At 72.6% G+C, this 14,895-nt stretch carries 14 protein-coding genes; 11 read left to right on the top strand and 3 right to left on the bottom strand.

Annotated features, from left to right (window positions below):
- The first annotated feature begins 17 nt into the window (after positions 1-17).
- From LPA41_RS22980 to LPA41_RS22930, 11 genes are read left to right on the top strand one after another with little or no spacing between them, the layout of a single operon-like run.
- Positions 18-1,445: a polysaccharide biosynthesis tyrosine autokinase gene (locus tag LPA41_RS22980; protein WP_229072820.1), complete on the top strand. Its 1,428-nt coding sequence runs from the start codon at positions 18-20 to the stop codon at positions 1,443-1,445.
- Complete coding sequence (locus LPA41_RS22975; RefSeq protein WP_229072819.1) at positions 1,442-2,206, top strand: TylF/MycF/NovP-related O-methyltransferase; 765 nt, start codon at positions 1,442-1,444, stop codon at positions 2,204-2,206. Before LPA41_RS22980 ends, LPA41_RS22975 begins: the two co-directional genes overlap by 4 nt.
- Positions 2,203-3,027, top strand: coding sequence for a transketolase (locus LPA41_RS22970; protein ID WP_229072818.1), 825 nt, complete (start codon positions 2,203-2,205; stop codon positions 3,025-3,027). The genes LPA41_RS22975 and LPA41_RS22970 overlap by 4 nt, the downstream gene beginning before the upstream one ends.
- On the top strand, positions 3,024-4,013 hold the full coding sequence (locus tag LPA41_RS22965; RefSeq protein ID WP_229072817.1) for a transketolase family protein: 990 nt from the start codon (positions 3,024-3,026) through the stop codon (positions 4,011-4,013). The genes LPA41_RS22970 and LPA41_RS22965 overlap by 4 nt, the downstream gene beginning before the upstream one ends.
- Positions 3,988-5,100: a DegT/DnrJ/EryC1/StrS aminotransferase family protein gene (locus tag LPA41_RS22960; protein ID WP_229072816.1), complete on the top strand. Its 1,113-nt coding sequence runs from the start codon at positions 3,988-3,990 to the stop codon at positions 5,098-5,100. The genes LPA41_RS22965 and LPA41_RS22960 overlap by 26 nt, the downstream gene beginning before the upstream one ends.
- Positions 5,100-6,155, top strand: coding sequence for a glycosyltransferase family 2 protein (locus LPA41_RS22955; RefSeq protein ID WP_229072815.1), 1,056 nt, complete (start codon positions 5,100-5,102; stop codon positions 6,153-6,155). Before LPA41_RS22960 ends, LPA41_RS22955 begins: the two co-directional genes overlap by 1 nt.
- Positions 6,152-7,219, top strand: coding sequence for a DegT/DnrJ/EryC1/StrS family aminotransferase (locus LPA41_RS22950; protein ID WP_229072814.1), 1,068 nt, complete (start codon positions 6,152-6,154; stop codon positions 7,217-7,219). The genes LPA41_RS22955 and LPA41_RS22950 overlap by 4 nt, the downstream gene beginning before the upstream one ends.
- A complete protein-coding gene (locus LPA41_RS22945; RefSeq protein WP_229072813.1) occupies positions 7,212-8,558 on the top strand; it encodes a GNAT family N-acetyltransferase in 1,347 nt (448 codons plus the stop codon). Before LPA41_RS22950 ends, LPA41_RS22945 begins: the two co-directional genes overlap by 8 nt.
- Positions 8,545-9,852, top strand: coding sequence for a lipopolysaccharide biosynthesis protein (locus LPA41_RS22940; protein WP_229072812.1), 1,308 nt, complete (start codon positions 8,545-8,547; stop codon positions 9,850-9,852). Before LPA41_RS22945 ends, LPA41_RS22940 begins: the two co-directional genes overlap by 14 nt.
- 13 nt (positions 9,853-9,865) lie before the next feature.
- Positions 9,866-11,104, top strand: a complete 1,239-nt coding sequence (locus LPA41_RS22935) for an O-antigen ligase (protein ID WP_229072811.1) — start codon at positions 9,866-9,868, stop codon at positions 11,102-11,104.
- Positions 11,083-11,982, top strand: coding sequence for an SUMF1/EgtB/PvdO family nonheme iron enzyme (locus LPA41_RS22930; protein ID WP_229072810.1), 900 nt, complete (start codon positions 11,083-11,085; stop codon positions 11,980-11,982). Before LPA41_RS22935 ends, LPA41_RS22930 begins: the two co-directional genes overlap by 22 nt.
- A gap of 124 nt (positions 11,983-12,106) precedes the next feature.
- On the opposite strand, the gene lexA is transcribed toward LPA41_RS22930, so the two are convergent.
- From lexA to LPA41_RS22915, 3 genes are all read right to left on the bottom strand, one after another.
- Positions 12,107-12,730, bottom strand: coding sequence for a transcriptional repressor LexA (lexA, locus tag LPA41_RS22925; protein WP_229072809.1), 624 nt, complete (start codon positions 12,728-12,730; stop codon positions 12,107-12,109).
- A gap of 35 nt (positions 12,731-12,765) precedes the next feature.
- Complete coding sequence (locus LPA41_RS22920; protein WP_229072808.1) at positions 12,766-13,998, bottom strand: MFS transporter; 1,233 nt, start codon at positions 13,996-13,998, stop codon at positions 12,766-12,768.
- The coding region (locus LPA41_RS22915) for a helix-turn-helix transcriptional regulator (RefSeq protein ID WP_229072807.1) at positions 13,995-14,895 on the bottom strand (901 nt) is incomplete at its 5' end. The genes LPA41_RS22915 and LPA41_RS22920, both read right to left, overlap by 4 nt.

Genomic DNA, 14,895 nt, shown 5'->3' with positions numbered 1-14,895 from the left:
GCACGGGGAGGTCTGCCATGGGCCTGCGCGACTACCTCGGCGTCGCCAAGCGGCATTGGTGGCTGGTGGCGGCGTGGGTTCTCGTGGCCTTCGGCGCCGCCCTGGTCGTCAACCTGCGCACCACACCGGTGTACGCGGCCCGCGTCACCTTCTTCTTCACCGCTCCCATGTCCAGCGCGGCGGAGCTCTACCCGGCCAGCATGTTCTCCTCCGCCCGCCTCGCCACGTACGCCGAACTACTCGCCAGCGACGAGATCGCCGCACCGCTCGCCGCCCTGCCGGAGGTCGCCCTGACCGCCGAGGAGGTGGCCGAGCGGATCAGCGCGGAGACCATCGCCGACACGGTCCTGATGGAGGTCACGGTGGAGGATCCGTCCCGGAAACGGGCCCTGTTCATGGCCCAGAACCTTGCCGTGCGGTTCAAGGAGGCGGTCGAGGCCCTGGAGTGGCAGGCGAGCCAGAACTCGTCGGCCATCCGGGTCGAGGTGATCAACGGGCCGCACCTGGAGGCCGACCCGGTCGCACCGCAGCCGCTCAACAACTTCGCGCTCGCCCTGATGGGTGGCCTGATCATGGGCACCGGCTCGGCCGTGCTCCGTGAGATCGCGGACAGCTCGATCCGCAGCGCCGAGGTGCTGCGGACGCTGACCAGCGTGCCGGTGCTGGCCCGGATCCCGCTGGACGGCCGGGTGCCGTCCCGCTCCGGCCCGTTCGTCTCGGCCGGCGACTCGCCTCGCACCGAGGCACTGCGCCAGGTCCGTACCCTGCTGCAGTCGGCCGCCGCCGAGCGATCCCTCAAGACCCTCGCCGTGACAAGCGCCGTTCCCGGCGAGGGGCGCTCGGCGACCACGTGCAGCCTGGCCCTGCTCTTCGCCGAGACCGGGCAGCGGGTGCTGGTCGTCGACGCCGAGCTGCGCCGGCCGCGGCTGGCCGCGTTCCTGGGCCGGGAGTCCGCGGCCGGGCTGAGCACCGTGCTGACCGGCGGCGCCACCGTGCAGCAGGTGATCCAGCCGTGGGGCGCCGGGCTGTGGCTGCTGGCCGGCGGCCGGCGGCCGCCGAACCCCAGCGAACTGCTCAGCTCGCCGCGGATGACCGAGGTGGTCGACGAGGTGCGGCGCACCTTCGACGTGGTCATCTTCGACTGCCCGCCGCTGCTGCCGGTCACCGACGGCGAGGTCCTGGCCGCCCGCGCCGACGGAACCGTCCTGGTGGTCCGGTACGCCAAGACCACCGGCGCCGAGGTCACCGCCGCGGTCCGCGCGCTGAACGGGGTGAACGCCTCGCTCCTCGGCTGCGTGCTGAACATGGTGCCGCGCCGGGGACCGGACGCCACCCCCTCGTTCGACCAGTACACGTCCCGCACGCCGCCGGCCCGGCCCGGCCGGGGCCGGCGCCGCTGGCGCAACCGCGAATGGCGCACCGAGGCCCTGGGGGTCGCCGCGTGAGCGCCCCGGACCGGCCGGTCGCGGCACCCGGCGGGCTGAGCACCGAGGCGGAACGCCGGGTGCCGGGCCGGATCGCCGAGATCTTCCAGAGCAGCCCGGACGACCTGCCGACCCGGCTGGCGAACATGTTCCGCTACGCCCGGCGCGCCCAGGTGACCCGGTTCGCCGCGCTCTACGAGCTGGTCAAGCTGGCGCTGCCGGTGAAGGGCTCGATCGTTGAGTGCGGCGTCTTCCGCGGATCGAGCTTCATGACGTTCGCGCAGCTCAGCGCGGCACTGGAGCCGACAAACCTGACGCGGCGGGTGTACGGGTTCGACTCGTTCGGCGGCTTCCCCGCGGTGTCCGGCCGGGACCTGCCGGAGACCACCGAGGTGCGCGCCGGAGACCTCGCGTCGGACAGTTACGACGAGCTGAACCGGCTCCTCGAGGTGTACGACACCGACCGGTTCCTGGGTCACCTGCCCAAGGCCCGGCTGATCCGCGGCGACGTCACCGAGACGATTCCGGCCTTCGTGGCCGAGAACCCGCACCTGGTGATCAGCCTGCTCTTCCTCGACCTCGACCTGTACGAGCCGACCCGCGTCGCGCTGCGGCACCTGCTGCCCCGCCTGCCCCGCGGCGCGGTGCTCGCCTTCGACGAACTGGACAACCCGCTCTGGCCCGGCGAGACGTCGGCGGTGCTGGACGAGGTCGGGTTGAACAGCCTCGAGCTGCGGCGGTTCGACTTCGACCCGTACATCGGTTATGCGGTGATCCGTTGACCGGCGAATCGCAGAGCTCACTCGCCGTGGCGCGGGCCGTGCGCGGGCACGTCCTGCGGATGACGAGCGCCGGCCGCAGCTCGCACGTCGGCTCCGCGCTCTCCTGCGCCGACCTGCTCGCCGTGCTCTACACCGACGTCCTGCAGGTCGACCCGCAGCACCCGGAGTGGCCCGACCGGGATCGCGTGATCATGAGCAAGGGGCACGCCGGCGCCGCTCTCTACGCGGTCCTGGCCGAACGCGGCTTCTTCGACACGGCCGTGCTACACCGGCACTACCAGAACGGCTCGTACCTGTCCGGGCACGTCAGCCACGTGGGCATCCCGGGCGTCGAGTTCTCCACCGGCTCGCTCGGCCACGGCCTGCCGGTCGGCGCCGGACTGGCCTGGCGGGCCCGGCAGATCGGCCGGTCCTGGCGGACGTACGTGCTGCTCGGCGACGGCGAGTGCGACGAGGGCAGCATCTGGGAGGCGGCCATGTTCGCCGGGCACCACGGGCTGGCGAGCCTGGTCGCGATCGTCGACTACAACCGGATGCAGTCGCTCGGCACCACCGACGACACGCTGGGGCTGGAACCGTTCGCCGACAAGTGGCGGGCGTTCGGCTGGGACGTGGTGGAGGCGAACGGGCACGACCACGCCGCCCTGGTCACGGCGCTGCGGGTGCCGCGTACCGCCGACCGGGCCCGGCCCCGCTGCGTGCTGGCGCACACCGTCAAGGGCAAGGGCGTCTCGTTCATGGAGGACCAGGTGCTCTGGCACTACCGGCCGCCGTCGCCGGAGGAGCTGGCCCGCGCGCTGGCCGAGGTGGGTGCCGGATGAGGAACCGTTTCTTCGCCGGGCTGCTGACCGCCGCCCTCGTCGACCCCGATCTCGTGCTGATCACCGCGGACCTGGGTTTCGGCGCGGTCGACGAGTTCGCCGCCGCCCGGCCGGGCCAGTTCGTCAACGCCGGCGTGGCCGAGCAGAACATGGCCGGGCTGGCCGCCGGGATGGCGCTCGCCGGCGCCCGGGTGTTCACGTACTCGATCGCGAACTTCCCGACCCTGCGGTGCCTGGAGCAGATCCGCAACGACATCTGTTACCACCACGCGGACGTGACGGTGGTGGCGGTGGGCGGCGGGCTGGCGTACGGCGCGCTCGGCATGTCGCACCACGCCACCGAGGACCTGGCCATCATGCGGGCGCTGCCCGGTATGGCGGTGGCGGCGCCCGGCGACCCGGCCGAGGTGGACGCGGTCCTGGCCGACCTGCTGGCCGGCGGCGGCCCGGCCTACCTGCGGCTCGGCAAGACCGGGGAACGGCGGATCCACGGCGGCGGGGTGTCCGCGCCGCGCGGCGCGTCGATCCCGCTCGGCACGGGCGGCGAGGTGCTGCTCTGCTGCACCGGGGCCATCCTCGACGCCGCCTGCGACGCGGCCGAGTCGCTGGCCCGCGACGGGATCGCCGCCGACGTCCGCTCCTTCCCCTGGCTCGACCCGTTCGACGCGGCCGCGGTCCGCGAGGCCGCCGGCCGGTACGCGGCCCTGGTCACCGTCGAGGAACACTCGATCGTGGGTGGCCTGGGCAGCGCCGTCGCCGAGGTCCTCGCCGAGGCCGGCGCGGGGATGCCGCTGCTGCGGATCGCCCTGCCCGCCCAGTCGTCCTCCGTCGTCGGGGACCAGCAGTACCTGCGTACCGCATTCGAGCTGGACGCCGGATCGATCAGCCGGCGCGTCCGCACCCACCTGGCCGCGCACCCGGCGGCGACCCACCCAGCACCGGCAGATCCGGAGGGCAACCGTGGACTGGCGAGTCAGATTCGTTGACTACCCCGAGCAGTGGCGGCGGCAGCGGGCCGAGCTGCTGCCGATCATCGAGGACACCATCGCCCGGGGCGACCTCATGCTCCGGCAGCAGCTGCTCGACTTCGAGACGCACCTGGCCGCGTTCAACGGCTCGGCCCGCGCGGTCGGGGTGAGCAACTGCACGGATGGGCTGCGGCTGCTCGCGCACGCCCTGGACGTCGGGCCCGGCGACGAGGTGGTGACCGTGTCGCACACCTTCGTCGCGACCATCTCACCGTTCGTGCTGCGCGGGGCGACCCCGGTTCTGGTCGACATCGGCCCGGACCACCTGATGGACACCGCCCTGCTCGCCGACGCGATCACCGAGCGCACCAAGGTCGTCATCCCGGTGCACCTGAACGGCCGCACCGTCGACATGCACGCCGTCGCCAAGGCGGCCGCGTCCGTCGGCGCCGTGGTCCTGGAGGACGCCGCGCAGGCCCTGGGTGCCACCTTCGACGGCCGGACCGCGGGCACGTTCGGACTGGCCAGCACGTACTCGTTCTACCCGGCGAAGATGCTCGGCGCGCTCGGTGACGCCGGTGCGGTGCTCACCGACGACGAGGACCTGGCGAACCGGCTGCTGCGGCTGCGCGACCACGGCCGGGTGGCCAAGGCGGAACTGGACGGCTGGGGCTACAACTGCCGGCTGGACAACCTGCAGGCGGCGATCCTGGACTACCGGCTGACCAAGCTGCCCGGCTGGATCGAACGCCGCCGGGAGCTGGCCCGCCGGTACGACGAGCGGCTCCGCGACGTGCCGGGCCTGGAGATCCCGGTCGGGCCGGACGTCGACCCGCTGCGCCGCGACGTCTACCAGAACTATCCGGTCACCACGGACGACCGGGACGGTCTCGTCGAGCACCTGCGGGCCGCCGGCATCGAGACGCTGATCTCCTGGCCGATCCCGCTGCACCGGCAGCGCGGCCTTGACCTGGACCACTGGAACCTGCCGCACACCGAACGGCTGTGCCGCCGGGTGCTCTCGCTGCCGATGCAGGTGGAGCTGGCGGACGACCAGGTCGACCTGGTGGCGGACCGGGTCCGTGAGTTCTTCGGGGCACGCTGATGCGGCTGCCCTTCGTCAGCGTCGTCGTACCGTGCTGGAACGAGGCCCGGTTCGTGGCCGCGTTCCTCGACTCGGTGCTGCACACGACGTACCCGGCGGACCGGATGGAGGTGCTGCTCGTCGACGGGATGAGCGACGACGGCACCCGGGAGATCGTCCGCCACCACGCGGTGCGCGACCCGCGGCTGATCCTCGTCGACAACCCCGGGCACAGCAAACCGGCCGCCCTGAACCTCGGCATCCGGCAGGCCCGCGGTGACGTGATCGTCCGGCTGGACGTGCACGCCGAGTACCCGCCGGACTACCTGGAACGCTGCGTCCGCGGCCTCGTCGAGCACCCGGAGGCGGACAACGTGGGCGGCATCCGGGTCTCCCGGGCCCGCGACGACACCCTGCTCGGCCGGGCCATCGCGCTCTCCACGACGAGCGTCTTCGGCGCCGGCAACTCGAAGTACCGGGTGGGCGTGTCCGAGCCGCAGTGGGTGGACACGGTGTTCGGCGGCTGCTACCGCAAGTCCGTCTTCGACCGGATCGGCCTCTTCGACGAGGAGCTGACCCGGGCCCAGGACCGCGAGTTCAACCAGCGTCTGCGGGCCTCCGGCGGCGGCATCCTGCTGCTGCCGGAGATCACGTGTACGTACTACGCGCGCAGCGACTTCCGCGAGTTCTGCTCGTGGACCTTCGAGGCCGGCTACTGGCCGTTCCGCGCCTCCCGGACGGTGGGCCGCTGGATCGGGTCGTGGCGCAACGTCGTACCCCTGGGCTTCGTCCTGGTCCTGGCCGCCGGTGCCGCCGCAGCCCCGGTGAGCCGCACCGCCCGGCGGCTCACCGGCGCGGTGCTCGCCGGGTACGGGCTCACGGCCCTGGCGTTCGCCGCCCGGCTGGCCCGCGAGCACCGGGAACCCGCCCTGGCCGCGGCCCTGCCGGCGATCTTCCTGACCACCCACGTGATCTACGGGGCCGGCTCGGTCCGGGCCCTTCTCGAGCGGGGCACCCCCCGGTCCGCCGGACCGCACCGGCAGGTCCCGGCGGCGAGCGGAGCGGAGCGGCGATGAACGACGTCCTGCACTACTACCGGGGCCGGGTGGCGTTGCACGCGATCCTGCGCGGCCTGGGTGCCGGGCCGGGCGACGAGGTCGTGGTGCAGGCGTACACCTGCGCCGCCGTGATCGAGCCGCTGCTGCGCCTGCGCGCCCGGCCGGTCTACGCCGACATCGACCGCGGCACCTTCGGCCTCGACCCGGCCGGGCTGGCCGCGCTGCTCACCCCGCGTACCCGGGCGATCGTCGTGCAGCACACCTTCGGCATCCCGTCCCCGATGGCCGAGATCCTGCCGATCGCCCGCGCCGCCGGGGTGCCGGTGATCGAGGACTGCGCGCACATGACACCGGGAACCGTCACGCCGGCGGGCTCGGCTGCCTCGTTCTGGTCGTTCGAGTGGGGCAAGCCGGTCGTCGCGGGCGTCGGTGGCACGGCCGTCGTGCACGATCCGGCGCTCGCCGCCGAGATGCGCGCGGCCTACTCCCGCTACGCCGCGCCACCACCGGCCCGGGAGGCGATGATGGCCGCCGAGTACCTGGCCTACCGGGTCGCCGCCGGCACCGGGGTGCTGTGGCGGCTGCGCGCGATGTACCGGCGGCTGGCCGGCCTCGGCGTCGTCACCGGCTCCTACTCCCCCGACCCGATGAGCAGCCCGGAGTACGGCTGGCGGATGAGCCGGACCGTGCGGCGGCGCCTGCCGTCCCGGGTCGCCGCGGGCCGGGTCGCAGCCGCCCGGCGCCGCCGGGTGACCGGCCGGGAGCTGCCCTACGTGCCGCACCGGATCCCGGTGGTGACCGGGGACAAGGACCGGGTGCTGCGCGGCGCCGCCCGGGCCGGCGTCGAGGCCGGCGACTGGTTCGCCACGCCGGTGCACCCGCTCACCGGTGCCGACCTGGCGGCGGCCGGATACGTCGCCGGCTCGTGCCCGAACGCCGAGTGGGCCGCCGCGCACGTGGTCACCCTCCCGGTACGCCCCGGCACCCGTCCCGCCGACATCGAGCGTGCCGTCGCCGTGCTGACCCGGATCGAGCGCGAGGAGTCAGGCGCCGCACCGGTCGGGGCGGGCACCGATGCCTGAGCGTTTCCGGATCACCGCCGGCCCGTTCAGCGAGGCGCAGATCGCCGCGGTGGCCCGGATGCACGCCGCCGAGGTCCCGGACGGGTTCCTGTCGTCGCTCGGCGAACCGGTGCTGTGCCTGCTCTACCGCCATGTCGCCGGCAGCCGGCTCGGGGTGCTGCTGCTGGCCGAGAGCGAGGAGACCGGCGAGCCGCTCGGGTACGTCTGCGCCGCCGTGGACACCTCGGCCCTGTTCACCGAGTTCGGGCGGCGGCGGTGGGCTTCGGCCGTACCCCTGCTGGTGCCGCGTCTGATGCACCCCGCCCGTGCCCGGCGGATGCTGGAGACGCTCGCCTACGGCGGGTCATCGGACGCCGGCCTGCCGCGGGCCGAGATCATGAATTTCGTGGTGGTGCCGTCGCGGCGGGGCCTGGGTGTGGCGGCAGGACTGTTCGAGCAGCTGACGGTGTGGTTCGAGGCGCGCGGGGTGCCGGCATTCAAGGCGGTCACCGGGGAGCGGCAGCGGCGGGCGCACGGCTTCTATGAGAAGTCGGGGTGTGTGCCGCACGGGCAGACCGCCATCCACAGAAACCAGCAAAGCCGGATATATATCTACACATTGCCCACAGCAGCTGGTTACGCTCCGTCCATGGAGAAGGCACCGCGCGGCACCGGAGGGGCGCGCCGCGGCACCGCCGGCTACGACGCCGTCAAGCGCGCGATGGACATCGCCGTCGCGGCGGCCGTGCTCGCCGCCACCAGTCCCGTCGCCCTCGCCGCGGCCTGGCGGATCAAGCGTGAGGACGGCGGGCCGATCCTCTACCGCGGCACCCGGATCGGCCGGTACGGCCGGCCGTTCGCGATGCTCAAGTTCCGCAGCATGGTGGTGGACGCGGCCCGGCTCGGCGGGCCGTCCACCGCCGACGACGACCCCCGGCTGACCGCGACCGGGCGGTTCCTGCGCCGGTGGAAACTGGACGAGCTGCCGCAGATGGTGAACGTGCTCGTCGGCGACATGAGCCTGGTCGGGCCGAGACCGCAGGTGCCGTCGGACGTGCGGCGGTACACCGCCGACGAGATGCGGCTGCTCGACGTGCGGCCCGGCGTCACCGACTGGGCGTCCATCGTCTTCCACGACGAGGGCGCCATCCTGGCCGGGCACGCGGACGTGGATCGCGCGTACGACGAACTGATCCGGCCCGGCAAGATCGCGCTCGGCCTCGCCTACGTGGAGAACCGCGGTCTCGGCACCGACCTGCGGATCCTCGCGCTGACCGCGCTCACCCTGGTCGGGTACCGCGGCGCCCAGGAACTCCTGAGACGTGAGGTCCCCCTCGACCTGTCGCATGTCCGGCGTTGAGCACCGCTCCCTGCGGTCCCTGCTGCGGGCGGTACCCGGCGCGGTGCGGCGCGACTACGCCGCCACCCTCGTCTCGCAGTGGTTCGTCCTCGGCATCGGGCTGTTCCTCTTCTACGTCGTGGCGCGGCGGGGCGGTGTCGCGGGCTTCGCCTTCTACCAGATCGCGCGCGGGGTGGTGAGTTCGTTCCAGCCCCTCGCGATGATCGGTCTTGGACAGGGCCTGCACCGGTACCTGCCGCGCGCCGGCCTCGGCTCCGAACGGCTCGCCCTGCAGGCCTTCCTCGCCCAGGCCGGGGTGGCGATCGGTCTCACGCTTATCGGCACCGCGTTCGGTCCCCAGGTCAGCCGGCTGCTCGGCCTGACCGGAGGCACCGGGGCGATCGCCGCCATCATGATCATGCTGATCGGCAACTGCCTCTGTTCGATGGCCGTCGCGGCCCTGCGCGGCACCCACCAGGTCGCCCGGGCCAACACCATCGCCGCCGTCGGTTTCGGTCTCATCCCTGTCATCGCGTTCCCGCTCGCCGACCGGATCGACGACTTCCTGATGCTGCAGGGCGCCGGCATGACCCTGGTCGCGGCCTGGGGGACGCTCACCGTCCGGCATCGGTCACCGGCGCCTCCGGCACCGCACGAGGCACGGCCCGAACCCAGCCTGCGCATCCTGATCGGGTACGGGCTGCGCCGCCTCCCCGGCGACATGGCACTGCCGGCGCTCTTCACCTATCCGACGTTCGCCGTCGCGGTGGCCCTGCCCGGCAGTCCCGAAGCGGGGTACGTCGGCTTCGTCACGTCCGCGATCACCCTGATCTGCTCGGTGTTCGGCACCCTGACCCCGGTCCTGCTGCCCCGGCTGTCCCGGGCCTTCAACACGTCGTCCGCCTCGGTCGGCGAGGGCGGGCCCACCCGCCGGATGCTGCTGCGCCTGCCCCTGTTCGCCGCCGCCCTGGCCGCCGCGGCCGCCGCCGTGTTCGCGTTCTTCGCACCGGCCCTGGTGTCCGGCTTCCTCGGACCGGAGTTCGCCGCGGCCGCCGGGGTGCTGCGCCTCGGCGTCCTGGCCGCGGTGCCGCTCGCCATGTTCTACGCGGCCCGGCCCACCCTGGACGCCCTGCTCGACCGGCCGGTGATCAGCCGCCTGCTGCTGGGCTGCCTGCTGCTGCAGGTCGTGCTCACCCAGCTGGCGCAGTTGGTCCTGTCCGCGCCGTACGCCGCCCTGCTCGCCCTCTGCCTGGCCGCCGCGGTGCTGGGCTCCTGGTCCGAACGTCTCGTCGTCCGCGCGCTGGCCCCGGCATGACCCTGGACCCGGCATGACGCTGGACCTCGAGCCTGACCGGCCACGGCCCGGTGGCGTGGTCGTCCTCGCGTTCATCGCCACCCTCGCCGGCCGGTTCACCCTGGCCCGCCTCGGCCTGGAGGTGCCGGTCCTCAACGACGTCCGGGTCCTGCTCTACCTGCTACTGATCATGTGCCTGCTGCTGGAGTCGCACCGGATCGGCCCCGGCGCGGCCGCCGGCGGCTACTGCGTCCTGCCCGTCATCGGCCTCCACGGCTACCAGGTGCTCTCCGCCTCCTGGGCGCCGTCGAACGCGATCACCGGCCCGATGATCGGCGACCTCAGTGCCACCGTTTTCCTGATCTTCGTCTACTACACGCTGGCCCGGTGGGACCGCGACCACGTCACCCGGATGACCCTGCACCTGTTCCAGGCGGCCGCCTGGATCTACTTCCTGGCCGCCGCGTCCGGGCGCGGCCACGCGTCGAACGGCCGGTGGGCGGCACTCGGCGGCGGTCCCAACGTCTTCATCCGCATCATGATCCTGGGTGTCATCACGTCGCTCTACCTCTACGTCCGTAGCGGCCAGAAGCTCTACTGGCTGGCGCCCATCCCGGCGTTCCTCTTCGGCGCCCTGGCCTCCGGTTCCCGCGGCGGCATGGCCGCGCTCGCCATCACGGCAGCCGTCGCCGCCGTCTCGCTCCGGTCCGGCCTGCGCTGGAAGAACATCGCCAAACCGCTGGCCACCCTCGTCGTCCTCTCCCTGCTGGTCGCCCTGACCGCCGGCCCGACGATCGCCGGCTTCGTGCAGACCCGGTTCGTCGAGGCGACCGTTGGCCAGGGCTACACCTCCGACCGTGACGTCCTGTTCGCCTGGGCGCTGCGCCTCTTCTGGCAGCGCCCCCTGCTCGGCACCGGGATCAACGGCTTCCACGCCATCGCGAACCTGGGCGAGGGCGAACGGTACGTGCACAACCTCCCGCTGTCCGTCGCCGCCGAGGGCGGGTTCGTCGGGCTCACCCTGCTCGGGCTCGCCTGGTTCGGGCTCTGGCACGCCTACATCCGGACCCCCCGCGGGCAGCGCAGCCTGGAGGCCCGGGCAGCCGTCTACTGCGGCATCTTCATCGGCGCGTCCTGCCTCTTCTCCGGCGACTACTTCGACGCCCGCATCATGTGGATCATGCTGATCCTGGCCGCGGTCCGCCCCGCGCCGCCGGCCGGCGCCCGGCCCGCCGATAGGATCGGCCACCCATGGAGCCGAGCCTCGACCTGATCACCGTGCCGGCCGGGTCGGTCACGCTCACCGACCGGCGCACGTCCCGCACCTGGCAGGTGCCGGTCGCACCGTTCGAGCTGGCCGCGACGCCGGTCACGGTCGCCCTGTTCACCACCGTCGCGCCCGCTTCCGGCCCGCCGGCCGGCTTCTCCAGCCCGCAGCCCGGCCCTTCCGGCCCACAGCCCGGCCTCTCCGGCCCGCCGGCCGGTTCTTCCGCTTCGCCGCGGGATGGCTCGCTGCCCGTGGTCGGCGTCTCCTGGTGGGACGCGGTCCGGTTCTGCAACGCGCTCTCCAAGTCCGCCGGCCTGCGCCCGGCCTACCACCTCACGCAGGTCCCCTCGGCACCGCTGCCGCCCGGGACCGGACCGGTCGTGCGCAACACACCGCTGCCCGCTGCTCCGGCGGCCACTCCCCCGGCCACCTCTTCGCCGGCGGCCCCTGCCCCGACCCGCGGCGACCTCTCGCCGGCGATGGCGCCCGGCGGGTTCGGGGTGACCTGGGACCGGGCCGCCGACGGGTACCGCCTGCCCACCGAAGCCGAGTGGGAACACGCCTGCCGGGCCGGCACCACCGGCCCGCGTTACGGCCCGCTCGACGAGATCGCCTGGTACCGGGAGAACTCCGGCGGCCGTCTTCATGCTCCGGGTGGGCTTACCCCCAATGCCTGGGGCTTGCACGACATGCTCGGCAACGCCTGGGACTGGTGCTGGGACCTGTACGACGCCGAGGTCTACGGCACCTACCGCGTCCTGCGCGGCGGCGGCTGGTTCGACGAGCACTGGAGTTGCCGTGCCTCGGTCCGGCGCCGCAGCCACCCCGACCTGTCCATCGACGACGTCAGCTTCCGCCTCGCGCGTACCCTGCCGTCGCCCTGACCGGCCCCGCCCGCCCTGCCGCCGCCCGGCCCCGCCCCGCGCTTCCCCCGCCCGCCCTGCCGCCGCCCGGACCGGCCTCGCGCTTCCGCCCCGCCCATCCCTCTGACCGGCCTCGCCGGGGCGCTCAGAGCTTGCGGATCACGCAGACGACCTTGCCCAGGACCGTCGCGTCGTCACCCGGGATGACCTGGTAGACCGGGTTGCGCGGCACCAACTCGACCCGGCTGCCGCGCCGGCGCAGCACCTTCACCGTGGCCTCGCCCTCGATCATCGCGGCGACGATGTCACCGTTCTCCGCGACCGGCTGCTGGCGCACGACAACCACGTCACCGTCGCAGATCGCGGCATCGATCATGGAGTCGCCCTTGACGTTGAGGGCGAAGAACGTGCCGTGACCGACCATCCCGGCGGAGACCGTCAGATGGTCCTCCACGTTCTCCTCGGCCAGGATCGGCGTGCCGGCGGCGATGTCGCCGAGAACGGGGACGCTTATCGTGCGGTCGGCGGACGGACCCCGCACGTCGACCGCCCGCGACCCGTGCGGCTGGCGGCGCAGCAGGCCGTGTCGTTCGAGCACCTTGAGGTGGTGGGTGACCGAGGAGGGCGACACCAGGCCGACGGCCGCGCCGATCTCGCGGACCGTGGGCGGGTAACCCCGGTCGCGGATGGACTCGTGGATGACCGCCAGAATCCGCTCCTGCTTGGCAGTGATCGGGCGCCTCGGCCCCTCACCGCTGTCGATGCTCATGGGCCGCACCTTACCGCATGATTAGATCAGATGTACTAATCGTGACCGAAACCGCTCGTTTGAGGGACCAGCGGCGGAGCACTCCGGATGGCCCGGCTCACGGTCGCCGCGACCGCCGCCGCCAGCATCAGACCGGCCAGCACCATGATCGAGGCGACCGGGCTGGCGACGGTCAGCAGGTACCCCGCGCCGAGCGACCCGATCGGCATGACACCCCAGGTCAGCGTGGCCCCGGCGCTCATCACCCGGCCGAGCAGCTCGTTCGGCACCAGCAGCGTGGCATGACTGAAGATCACCACGTTCCACAGCGGACCGACGAACGCGCACAACGCGCCCACCACACCGATCCAGACAGTACCGTCGACGACCGCGAACAACGGCAGCAGCGCCGCCCACACCCAATTGATCCCGATAATCACGGTTTTCGGCGCGAGATACCGGTGCAGGCGGCCCGCGGCGAGCGCCCCGGCCAGCCCACCCGCGCTGTAGACGCCGAGCATCACCCCGATCTCCCCCGGCGTGGCACCGTCCCGCTGCGCCAGCACCACGAGAACCAGCACCAGCGCACCGAACACCACGTTGCTGACCGCGATCAGTCCCAGCGCGGCCCGCACGAACGGGTGCCGCCACGTCCAGCGCAACCTGGTGACCGCGGCCCGCCACACCGGTTCCGGCGATGCCGTGGCAGGTTCCTGCAGGTCACGACGGATAAAGAGCAAACTCCCGGCGGCGACCAGGTAGGAGATCCCGTCCACCAGGAACGGCAACGCCCGGTCCAGCCCGAAGAGCGCCCCACCGATGGGCGGCCCGGCGAGCGATCCGGCGCGGGCGCGGGCCTCGTTGTGGGCGATAGCCAGCGGTACGAGCGGAGCCGGCACCACCCTCGGCAACGCCGCCCGTTCCGCCAGTCCGAAGAAGACGAAACACAGTCCCTGAACGAACACGACGAGGCAGAGCTGCGCGACCGTGAGGACGCCGGACCAGACGGCCACCGGCACAGTCAGCAGCGTCAACCCGGCCAGCACCTCACTGACCAGCAGAATCCGCCGCCGATCCCACCTGTCGACAAGCGACCCGGCCGGCAGGTTCGCCAGCAGGTGCGGCAGCGTGCCCGCCGCACCGACAACCCCGGCATCAGCCGGCGAGCCGGTCGTGGCGAGAACCAGCAGCGGGGTGGCGGTGGCGCTGATGTGCGCCCCCAGCGTGGAGACGAGCTGCCCGCTCCAGAGCAGCGTGAAGTCCCGGTTGCGCCACAGACTCCCCGTCACCGGGCCGTCCCCGCTCCCTTGTCCGGCGTTCCCTGGCTTCCCGGCACCGCGTGGCTTTCCGACACCCCTTGGCTTTGCGGCATCCCCTGGCTTTCCGGCATCGCTTGGCCTTCCGGCACCGCTTGGCCTTCCAGCACCGCCTGGCCTTCCGGAACCGCGCCCGGTGTCGGGAACGCGTGGAACAGGACGGTGATCGGCCTGCTGCCCGCCGGCAGTTCGGCGAGCGGGCGGTGCCAGCGGTTGAGAAACGCCAGGTACTCCTCCCCGAACCGCTCCAACTCCTCCGCGGTCAGCACCGTCGACCCGAACGAGTGCTGCGCGGCAACGGCGAACTCCCCGTACTCGGCCCGGTGCGTCAAATACTCGGTCAGATCCCGATCGGCCCGTTCCAACCACTGCCGGCCGATCTGCTCGACCACCGCCGCCACATCCGGATCCTCGAAGTCACGAGGCAGACGCAGGTCCTGCGCAACGAACCGCCAATACTTCCGCCGGCCCGCCGAGAGCGCTGTGTCCTCCTCGACGAACCCGTACCGCGCCAGCTGCCGCAGGTGATAACTGGTCGCCCCACGATCCGCCCCGAACTCGACAGCCAGATCAGCCGAGGTCGCCGGCCCCCGCCGCTGCAGCCGGGTCAGCATCCGCTGGCGGAGCGGGTGAGCGAACGCCTTGAGCGTGTCCACGTCGGACAAATGACGAGGTTCGATGTCCACCATGAGGAGAAGATATCGATGCAAAGACTCCTTCTCAATATCCCAGGAAACTTTCTTTCCAGTAGCCCGGACTACGTCCCAACCGGGCCGCAGGCCGTCGCCCTGGACCTCGCCCCCTCGCCGCTCGCCCCTCCCTCCTCGCCGCTCGCCCCCCACCCCCCGCTCCTCGCCGCCCGATCCTCGC

It is taken from the genome of Actinoplanes sp. DH11 (assembly GCF_020873875.1).
Classification (GTDB): domain Bacteria; phylum Actinomycetota; class Actinomycetes; order Mycobacteriales; family Micromonosporaceae; genus Actinoplanes.
This window is presented reverse-complemented; position numbering and strand designations above follow the sequence as displayed.

Coding starts and splice junctions, on each gene's coding strand:
- LPA41_RS22980 (WP_229072820.1), top strand. CDS start 18: ATGGGCCTGCGCGACTACCTCGGCGTCGCCAAGCGGCATTGGTGGCTG.
- LPA41_RS22965 (WP_229072817.1), top strand. CDS start 3,024: ATGAGGAACCGTTTCTTCGCCGGGCTGCTGACCGCCGCCCTCGTCGAC.
- LPA41_RS22955 (WP_229072815.1), top strand. CDS start 5,100: ATGCGGCTGCCCTTCGTCAGCGTCGTCGTACCGTGCTGGAACGAGGCC.
- LPA41_RS22950 (WP_229072814.1), top strand. CDS start 6,152: ATGAACGACGTCCTGCACTACTACCGGGGCCGGGTGGCGTTGCACGCG.
- LPA41_RS22945 (WP_229072813.1), top strand. CDS start 7,212: ATGCCTGAGCGTTTCCGGATCACCGCCGGCCCGTTCAGCGAGGCGCAG.
- LPA41_RS22940 (WP_229072812.1), top strand. CDS start 8,545: ATGTCCGGCGTTGAGCACCGCTCCCTGCGGTCCCTGCTGCGGGCGGTA.
- LPA41_RS22935 (WP_229072811.1), top strand. CDS start 9,866: ATGACGCTGGACCTCGAGCCTGACCGGCCACGGCCCGGTGGCGTGGTC.
- LPA41_RS22930 (WP_229072810.1), top strand. CDS start 11,083: ATGGAGCCGAGCCTCGACCTGATCACCGTGCCGGCCGGGTCGGTCACG.
- lexA (WP_229072809.1), bottom strand. CDS start 12,730: ATGAGCATCGACAGCGGTGAGGGGCCGAGGCGCCCGATCACTGCCAAG.